The sequence below is a fragment of the Prevotella sp. HMSC073D09 genome (genome assembly GCF_001814145.1).
GTDB lineage: Bacteria > Bacteroidota > Bacteroidia > Bacteroidales > Bacteroidaceae > Prevotella > Prevotella conceptionensis.
Genome location: NZ_KV815110.1, coordinates 1 through 9,459 on the forward strand (window position 1 = coordinate 1; position 9,459 = coordinate 9,459).

A 9,459-nucleotide genomic window follows, 5' to 3' on the forward strand; every position below is an offset into this window, starting at 1 on the left:
AAACAATTAGTTAGATATTTACTGAATATCCCTAGTTAATCTAGGATAACTAATAAGATTAGAAGGACTAGAAATACTAGAACGGCGCAATGTATGATACTAAGCCATTGTTTTGCTAGCATGGTGGGATGGCCGAGGTGCAATGTGGCAAAAGAAGAGAGGGTCGATAATGCCATATCGACCCTCTTTGCATAGGTAAAGAAATTTAAAAAGTTCTTTTGAGCGGTTTAAAGAAACACTGCTAAGCACTGTTTTGCCACAACAAGTGGCGTTGTATGCAACGGCTTACTGTTTACGTTTAAACAGATAAGCATCGTTTCCGTAAACCAGATAGCCCTTGTACGTTTTGTTTTCGAAGACCTTAGACGAGAACCTGCCCAACACAAAGGCTGGAGCAGTGCCAAAATGTAAAACCGTTCCCTCCAAGGAACTGACTTTGGCAGCTAGCCCTGCACTGTAAAAGAACTGGCCAGAGATGGTTACTTCGGGACTTACAGATACTTGCCCGTCTTGCGGACCCACTGCGGTGGCGACGTAATCGTTGTCGAACATGCCCGCATATTGCCCGCCGGCGATAGACAACGAGCCTTGCTTTGCCGAGAACGTAACGGGGAAGGCAAAGGGGTTGGTGGTGAAAGCAAGCATCAGTTTCTTGTTCTCCTTGTACAACTTCACCGCATAGGCGTTTTTAACGGGCTTGCGGTTCTCGTCTGTTTCGGTAAGTTGCAGATAATACTCGCCTAGCACATCGCGGTCCAGGTCTATCTGTGTAACGCTGATGGTGTCTTTGCCCACCGTGGTTTCTATCACAAATTGGCCCGTGCGCACATGCCCTTCGTTGTTCTCGGTGGTGATGATGGTCACCTCGCCCTTCTCGTAGGTTGTGGTTAACCAGCTGTCTAGCGACTTGATGCTGATGTCGAACGTGGTTTTAACCTTATATGTAAGGGTGTCGGCTTTGTCGCCCATAACGATCTGTTCGGGCAAGTCGATTTGCGAAACGGGTCCTTGCTGGTCGATGGCGACGATGGTTGAGTCGCCGTCGGCCGACTTAATGACCACCGTTGTGTGTCTCGACTGCATTTCTTTGTTCACATCGGCCGTTACGGTTACAAGTTTCCCCTTAGTTTCGGCCTTAGCCCAGGGCGCCATTGCATAGGCCTTGGCGGCATCTACGTTCACATAGATGCTGTCTGTGCCGCCCAACGCGTCGAAGGATGTGTTTGCCGACACCACTTTTAGCGTGTGTTGGCTTACCTCGTTGGTGATGTCGTCGTTGCCGCAGGCTGCCAATAGGCAGACAAGGGCGCAGGCAATTATGGCGGTGAATTTAATTCTTTTCATTTCCATTTGCAATTGGTTGTTTTTAAATCTTGGTCATACCCTTAATCGATTCTATCTTGGCACTGCCGTTTACCAATAGGGTGGTAGACACGCCCACTCTCTTCGTGCCGTTATATTCGAGGATAATCATCGAGTCGAGGTTGATGTAGCCTGCAAGAGTGGATGTGAAGGTGAGGAAGACACCGGGCTTGTTGAAGTCTTTGTTTACGATAAAGCCCAGAAAGTCGAACTTGAACATCTGCCCCGGATCGGCCGAATCCCACGAGCACATCCAGTATTCGTGCTTGTTTGGGTCGGTGTATATCTTCTCCGGGCTCCATGTTAGCGTTCCTGTTTTCTTGTCGTAGGCGAACGTAAGCTTGAAGTCGGGCGACAGACCTTCCATCCAATAGGTCTTTCCGTCGCCTGCCGCAACCATCTTTACCTGTACCGAGGCGTTCTTGTATTCAAGGTTGTACGTGCCTGCATAGTCGGCATAGCGCATGTAGTCGGCGTTGAACACCAGGTTGTTTGTGCCCGTGTCGTTGCCCGTGAAGGTAAGTTTGTTGGTGTCGTAAGCGAAGCTCTTCACCCATTTGCCGCCAATTGCCACGGGGGCTTGCAGCTCGATGCCGTTTTCGGTGTAGCAGAAGGGTACGTAAACCACACTGTCTTTGAAGGCGAAGCGGGCGCGCCTAGACGAGGATATGTACAGCTTGGTGGTGTCGTTGCCTGCAATGTACTTGTAGTTAACCTTAACATTGTCGGCCACATCCTGCATTTTCTCGATGTGGTCCTTCCAGCTTACGTTGTCGTTGAGGCGCGTCATCACCATCTTGTTGTGGAACTTCTTGCCCTCGATGAAGATGGAGTCGTTGGTTACGCGCTGAATGATGAACTCGTAGTCTTGTCCCTTTCCGTCGTCGTCCCTTTGTGAGGGGTTAGACAGATAGTGGAAAATTTCGTTGTACGTGTTGACGGTGAGCACGGGTCCCATGTCTTTCTTGATGTCGTAACTCGATGTTGAGGCTTTGTCGGCATCGGCCAGGTCGCTTGCCACCGTTACTTTTCCGTTCTTGAACTTCATCAGGTAGGTGTATCCGCCGCCAGAGTAGCGCGGCTCGGTCCAAAGGTTGAGCTCCCATCCGTTGGGGGCCGACTCCAACACTTGCTTGTAATTCTCCACGGCTTTGTCGAGCCGTTGTGCGGCCGGCTCGTCAAACACCTCATTATCGTCGTGCAGACATGCGGCTAGCAGCATTGTTGCCACAAGTGCCTGCATGCAAATCAATATCTTTTTCATAAGCTACGTTCCTTTTTTTTAGTTTAGTTGGTTCAGGTCGAGGTGGCCAATCTCCGATGCTCTGCGAAGTACAATGCTGCGCAATTCGTCGATGTTCAGTTTCCACGAGTCTTTCATGTACGCCCTAATCAAGTCTAGTTTGGCTTGAATGTATGGCGCGCCCGTGGTTCCTGCCGTGCTCATCATCTTTTCCCAGTCGGCAGGCGGAGTGGTAACGTATACGGAAAGCATCTCTGCAAAGTCTTCAATGGGTTCGCTCATGGCGTAAGGCGTTACGAAACCCTTCTTGTTGGCGGCCGCCTTACGTACGAGATACCAGTCGCCGCTTACGTACTGACCCTCGGATATGTGTTGGAAATTCTCATCGTAGGGTATCTTTTGGTTCAAGATGTGCGTAAACTCGTGGTGCATGGTGTGGAAGTAGTACTCGTTGACGGTGGCATAGTCGGTGAGCATCTTGTCGGTTAGGTTGTTCACCATGTAGAGTGTTATCACCAGTCCGCCTTCGGCCGTGCCGAGCACCATCGTTCCTTGTCCGCTGTTGTATGCGGGCGAGCCTATCAGGTGGATAATTCGGGGCACGTTGGCCTTGACGAAGTTCGACCCCACACACTCTGCATAGGCATCGAACCAGAGGTATTTGGCGATGATGGCCAGCTTGGCCGACTTGGCCGAATCGGCTGGAACGAGGTGATATTTCATGTCGCTATATATATCCTCCATCTTATATTTCACGTCGATGTTGTAGGGATATGTATAGTTAGCGAGCAACCAATTGTCGAATTTGTCGCGATGCACGGTTTTTCCCCCAAAGATGCTGTCGCTCGATGGATTGTCTTTCGAGCAGGAATTGAAGCCCAACGACAGTATTGCCGCCAAGGCAAATAAGCAAATCTTCTTCATATTCTACGCGTTTTTGTTTTACTTGTTTCTGGGATTTGCCGTAAGTCCGGCTGTTATAACGTCTTGTGGCAGCTGTATTGCGCGGCGCAGGTCGTTCACCGTCAGCGAGTCTTTAACGTCTGTGATGTGGCTGCTTGCGTTCAGCGTGCGGCGGTAGATAACTATTCCGTAGCGTTTAACGTCTTGCAGTCGCCAGCCTTCGCCCAGGGTCATGATGCGCCTAAGGTGCAAGATGGCGTGCAGCAGCGGTTCTTGCGTTGTTGGTTCGATGCTGAAGGCGGTGTTGAATTTCTTTTTGGGCGTTGGTGCTGTTGGGGTGTAATAGCCTATTCCGTTGTAGAAATTCTTGATGCCTTCCAGCGTAACGCTCAGTGCGCCGCTCGAGTAGGCCTTCACTTCGGTGTTCAAATCTGCTGCTGCAGCATCGTAGTTGCCCAGCATGGCGTTGGCTTCGGCGCGCACAAGCAGGGTGAGGTCGGTTGTAAGCACGGCGTAGGCCGAGTGCGCATACCCCACGCCCGCCTGCACATCCGTGTATTCGAAGGCGTAAGGAACCTTGTTGATGAAGTACTTCGACAGGCTGTTGTTGCTCCAGACGGTGTAGCCGAAGTTGCTGCTGCGCCCCCACGGACCTTGCGATTGCAGGTCTTCTTTTTCTGAAATGAGCTGCCCGTGCGCATACTTGTTGCCCATGCGGTAAGGGCCTAGGAGGGCGCCCGCCTGCGAATGAACCGTCTGTAACAGCAAGTTGGCCTGGCTGGATACGTTCACATAGGCATTCGGGGCTATCTGTCCGTTCACCGAGAGGGCGTTGAACGCTTTCCAATCGCGTAACTTCGAAGAGGCGTCTGCGCCCAATACGCGTGTGGCATAGGCCACGGCCTTGGCGTACTTTTGGTAGTATAGGTTGAAAAGTGCAGCGAAGGCGTAGGCCGCATTGCGGGTGAAGTGGTACTTGGGGCGTGAATAGTTGTCGGTTACCAACGGCAGTCCCTCTTCAATGTCGCGGTTTATCTGCTCGTAAAAGGCTGCCAGTGTGCCGCGTTCGTACTTGGTTCCAACCGTCGTTTCGGGGCGTGTGGGGTAGGGCAGTCCCAGGTTTTTGCTGGCCGTCGTTGGGTCGTAGGCCATGCAAAAGGTGTTGGCAAGGGTCAGTGCAGCGTATGCGCGGCACAGCAAAGCCTCGCCTTTCGAGGGCATCAGGTCGCTGTTGTTGCCCTGCTGTTCTATCGTTTGGAGGGCTGTGTTGGCCGTAGCCATGGCCGTGTACAGGCTGTTCCACAGCTCTTGCGGCGATTCAGACTCTTGTGTCTCGGTGATGTCGCTCCACGAGTAGGCCTGGTCGTAAAATCGGCCGTCGCTTCCCCAGCCCGTTACGTCGAACTCGTCGGCATTGTCCGAATACAGTTCTGCCAGATAGGCAGGGTTGTGGTCGGGGTAGGCCGAAACGAGGTATTTCTGTATTTTCTCTTTATTGTTCAGCTCCATGCGGTTGTCGGGCAGCTTGTCGAGAAACTTGTCGCACGAACTGATGCCCAATGTTGTTGCGGCCAGCAACACATATATGTAGATGTTTCGCTTATTCATAACTTATTCTTTTATTTGTTTATAAACCGAATTTGAGGGTCATTGTAAACTGACGTGGTATGGGGGCTGCCACGCCTCCTGCGTTAACAAACTCTGGGTCTTGGCCGTTCAACTTCTTGTCTGCATAGATGAGGAACAGGTTTGTGGCTTGGAGTTTCAGCGAGAGATTGGTGAAGGGCGTTGACCTAAGCATTGCTTTGGGGAAATCGTAGCCCAACGAAATCTCTTTCATGCGTACGAAGTCGCCTTTTGCCGTGCGGTTGCTCGTGTAGTTATAGGCGTTGTAGGCAATGCTCAGGCTCCTGTTCGATGCATAGCTGCGGTAGGGCAGTATGGTAGGAACCGAGGTTGTTTCTTCGTCGCCGGCTTGCATCCAGCGGTTCTTAAACTCCTTGGTCATCGAGGTAAGGTCGTTGTATTGTGCGCTGAAGATGCGGTCTAGGCGCACATAACTGCCGAACGAGTAGGTAAGGAATACGTTCAGTCGCCAGTTCTTCCACTTGATTTCGTTGCCGAACGACCCCGTTATCGTGGGTTCCGTCGGTCCTTCGTAAATCAGGTAGCCGTTGCTGTTGCGGTTTTGGAAGTCGAGGTCGGTAGAGGTAAGCTCGCCTTTCTCGTTGAGATAGGTGGGTATGCCCTTATCGGTTAGCCCTTGGAAAGGCATCGAGAAGATGGCGCGATGCGGATAACCCTCCATCGTAAAGCCGCTGCTGGCCTCGCCGTTCACAAGGTCGATGGTGCGGGCTTGGCTCATCAGCGAGGTAACCTCTGTCGTTACGTGCGAAAATATCACGTTGGTAACCCATGTTAGGTTGTTGTTCTTGATGTTTGTTGTTTGCACCGAGAGCTCTTGGCCTTGCGACTTCATCGTAGCGGTGTTGGCATACCTAATCACTTGTCCGCCTACGCCCTGCGTGGCAATGGGACCGATGAGGTCGAAGTTGTTGCGCCAGAAGAGGTCGAACGTTACGTTGATGCGGTTGTTGAGGAAACCCAGCTCCGAACCGATGTTGAATTCGTGTTTCTTCTCGTACGTTAGTTGGGAGTTTTCCAGCTCGCTGGTCATGATACCCGACTCCTTGTCGGTTCCTACAATTCTGTACGGCGTGTACGCTTTGAGTATCTGGGTGGAGTTGGTGTAGGTTGCCGGGCCTGGGTCGGCCGTAAGCGAGTAAGAGGTGCGCACCATGGCATGCGTCAGTGCGTTGTTGAATGTTTTCTTAAACCACGGCTCTTCGCTGGCGTTCCAACTTCCCGACACGTTCCATGTGGGCAACCAGCGTGCGCTTCGGCTCCTTCCCAGGCGGTTTGTTCCTTCGTAGCGGTAGGTGCCTGTAAGGTTGTAGCGTTGCTTATACGAGTAGGTGCCCGTGGCAAAGAAGGCCGCCGTGCGGTTGTGGGTGTTGTTGAGCGAGTAGTAAACGGCGTTGTCGTCTATGTTCTTCTTAAAGAACTGGTAAACGTAGAAGGGTATTTCGCCCCCGTCGTACTGCATGCCGACGCCGTTGAAGTACGTGCGACTGCGGTCTACGTTAGACACGTCGATGCCGCCCAGCACGTTCACGGCGTGCGTGTTGTCGAACGTGTGGTTGTAATTGGCCGTGGCGCGCACGTCCCAGCTCACCTTCTGCAAGTCGGTTTTTTGGTAGAAACCGCCGTAGGGCAGCACCGTTATCGGCAATGCGTAGGTGTTTGTGGGGTCCTTGTACAGGTAGTTGTTGGCATCGCGTATCAATGCGTTGTCCATAGCCCTGTAAGCTAGGGCTTGGTTGGCGTACTCGGTAATTTTGTGCTCTTGTGTAGAGGTGTCGTATTGCACGGCTCCGATAATGGACAATCGCAAGTCGTCGATGGGCTTGTAGGCCAGCTCGGCTTGGAATTTCGTGTTCAGCACGTTCATGTCTATCTTGTTGTTCTCCAGCTCGTTCAGTATGTTGAAGGGGGCGTAGTTGGCGTGATAGTACGTGTTGGGGTCGAGTGCGCGCGACGTGTTCAATGCGTACGAATAGGGGTTGATGTCGAAATCGCGCTTCACTTGTCCGTTTACCACGTCCACATCCTGCGCCAGCGTACCCGGCGCTTGCTGTTTGCGGTACGAAACCGAGGCCAGCAGCGTGAGCGAAAGGTTGTCGAGCAGGTGATGGGTGGCGTTTACGTTGGCCGTGTAACGCCTCACGGCAGAAGACTTGTACCAGCCTGGGTCGGCCATGAACGACATCGACACGTAATAGTTAGACTTGCCCGTGCCGCCGCTCAAACTTACCGAGTGGTTTTGCATGAGTGCGCTCGAGAATAGCTGCTTAAACCAGTTGGTGTTGCGCATTTCGGCACTGTACAAGTAGGCGTCGCGGGCCTCTTGGGTGTTCTCCAAGTAGAATTGGCCCGTCTTGGGGTTGTAGGTGTTAATCAGTTCGTACATCTTTCCGTACACGCCATAGTCGCTGCCGTTAAGCACGCTCGATAGGTTGAGCCAGCCCTTGTCTTGCATTTCTTGGTAGATGCCCATCTGCTCTTGCGAGTTTAGGATGTTGAACTGGCTGTAAGAGGGCACCAAACGCGAGGTGAACTCGCCCGTATAGTTGACGTGTGCCTGCCCCGAACGGCCTTTCTTGGTGGTGACGACGATAACGCCACTCATGGCGCGCGCGCCGTATATGGACGTTGCCGAGCCGTCTTTCAGTATCTGAAAGCTCTCGATGTCGTCTGAGTTGAGGCCGGCAATGGCCGAAGAAATAAGCGTTTCGGCATCTCCCGACGACAGCGCATCGGCACTGATGTCGGTAATGTCTTCCTGTACAACGCCGTCTACAACCCACAGCGGCTTAGAGTTGCCGTAGATGGAGGTGGCTCCGCGCACGTGTATTTTAGGCGCTGTGCCGAACGTTCCCGACACGTTTTGCACGCTCACGCCGGCCGAACGGCCTTCCAGCGAGCGGCTAATGTCTGCCATGCCGCTTATCAAGGCATCGTTGGCCTTAATCTTGTCGGCCGCACCGGTAAACATTCGGCGGTCCATGTTCGACACGCCCGTTACCACAACCTCGTTCAAGGTCTCGTTGTTTGGCGACAGCGTTATTTTCATTGTGGGCTTGGGGCTTAGCGTTAGGGGGCGCATGCCGATGTAACTTGCAACAATTTTCTTGCCTTTTGGCACCGATAGGGTGAAGTTACCGTTTTGGTCTGTCACGGCACCCGTTTTCGAACCCTCCACAATGACGGACGCTCCAATGATGGGTTCGTTGTCTTCCGACGAGATAACTGTTCCGGAAACTTGTGTTTGTGCCATCGCTATCCCTGCGCTTAAGAATAGCGAGACTAGAAACATCATTAGTCTTTTTTCCATAAATTCTCTCAATTAATTAATAATTCATACAACAGTATATATAGCAATCTTAATAGTTAATGAACTGGAAGCAAACGATTGGTCTATTCCTTAATGACGATGATGGTGTTGTATGCAACGCTTTTTTGCTTTCTTAATCGTTTTTTCTTGTTGCAATGGGTGCTCAATCGCCGTCAGGTTGGCCTGTGTGATGGGGCGATGGCACCACTATGTCTGAATGCCTTTGTGCTGGCAAAAGTAACGAATTGTTGTTAAATCGCCAAATTTAATTACAAATTTATTGCGAATAAGCGCTATTTTGTTTGTTTATGTCGTTTTTATGCTGTTTTATGTTTGTGCTTGTATTCGTGTTTTGCTTGTGGGTTGGCTGCTATGGCTGTATGTTGGCGCATGGACTTGGTGATGTTTTGTATGTAGGTTTATTTGTTCTCTTTTACCACTTTTAAAGGTTTTCCTTGCCGTTACGCCATGTGCCATGCCTTTTTGTGGCTTTGGGCGGTGCTTTGTGTCGATTGTTTGGTGGGCATGGTTGCGGCAAGGTTCGGTGGAAAGCGGTTGTAAAGCGGCATTGTTATGTCGTTAAGTTGTTCGTAGGGCAATTAAAATAGCGTAGTTCACACCCCTCTCTGAAACGTTAATTGTGTTTCGTTTGTTTTACAAAACAGGTTCTTCGTGATGCCCCATTCTAGGGTCAAAACAGTGCTAAAAGCATCTTTTTAGCCGCCATTCGTGGTCTTACGCGCCCCATTTTCTGTCAAAACATGATGGTCCGAGCGGTGTTTTGCACCATTTTACCCTTCTAGATTGTCGCTCGCCCGCAAAAAATGTCGTCCAATTTTTCTGCATTTAGCACCAAAACGGTAGTCTTTTAAGTACCATTTTGCCCCTTTTGCACGTTATTTCAGTCTGCCGAAAGGGTTTTATGCCCTTTTGTGTACTGCATATTATTGCAAAACGCCTGCTGTTTTGGTGCATTTTACCCTGCGTTTTGGTGCAT

The 9,459-nt window shown here is 51.2% G+C and carries 5 protein-coding genes; all 5 read right to left on the reverse strand.

Translation table 11 applies throughout. The features are described from left to right. Positions 1-285: 285 nt before the first annotated feature. From HMPREF2955_RS09740 to HMPREF2955_RS09760, 5 genes are read right to left on the reverse strand one after another with little or no spacing between them, the layout of a single operon-like run. The gene (locus HMPREF2955_RS09740; protein WP_070723038.1) at positions 286-1,350 is read right to left on the reverse strand and encodes a BACON domain-containing protein; all 1,065 of its coding nucleotides are present in this window, start codon (positions 1,348-1,350) and stop codon (positions 286-288) included. Positions 1,351-1,366: 16 nt separating this feature from the next. After that, positions 1,367-2,626: a DUF4302 domain-containing protein gene (locus tag HMPREF2955_RS09745; protein ID WP_070723040.1), complete on the reverse strand. Its 1,260-nt coding sequence runs from the start codon at positions 2,624-2,626 to the stop codon at positions 1,367-1,369. An 18-nt stretch (positions 2,627-2,644) separates the two neighbouring features. Next, positions 2,645-3,529, reverse strand: coding sequence for a zinc-binding metallopeptidase (locus HMPREF2955_RS09750; RefSeq protein WP_070723043.1), 885 nt, complete (start codon positions 3,527-3,529; stop codon positions 2,645-2,647). A gap of 18 nt (positions 3,530-3,547) precedes the next feature. Beyond that, positions 3,548-5,116 (reverse strand): RagB/SusD family nutrient uptake outer membrane protein, encoded by a 1,569-nt coding sequence (locus HMPREF2955_RS09755; RefSeq protein WP_070723046.1) that lies wholly within the window; start codon positions 5,114-5,116, stop codon positions 3,548-3,550. Between the two features lie 19 nt (positions 5,117-5,135). After that, entirely contained in the window at positions 5,136-8,462 is a 3,327-nt protein-coding gene (locus HMPREF2955_RS09760) for a SusC/RagA family TonB-linked outer membrane protein (RefSeq protein WP_070723049.1), read from the reverse strand. Between the last annotated feature and the right edge of the window lie 997 nt (positions 8,463-9,459).

Excerpts from the sequence above, each read along its gene's own strand:
- HMPREF2955_RS09755 (WP_070723046.1), bottom strand. The coding sequence starts at position 5,116 with ATGAATAAGCGAAACATCTACATATATGTGTTGCTGGCCGCAACAACA.
- HMPREF2955_RS09740 (WP_070723038.1), bottom strand. The coding sequence starts at position 1,350 with ATGGAAATGAAAAGAATTAAATTCACCGCCATAATTGCCTGCGCCCTT.
- HMPREF2955_RS09760 (WP_070723049.1), bottom strand. The coding sequence starts at position 8,462 with ATGGAAAAAAGACTAATGATGTTTCTAGTCTCGCTATTCTTAAGCGCA.
- HMPREF2955_RS09745 (WP_070723040.1), bottom strand. The coding sequence starts at position 2,626 with ATGAAAAAGATATTGATTTGCATGCAGGCACTTGTGGCAACAATGCTG.
- HMPREF2955_RS09750 (WP_070723043.1), bottom strand. The coding sequence starts at position 3,529 with ATGAAGAAGATTTGCTTATTTGCCTTGGCGGCAATACTGTCGTTGGGC.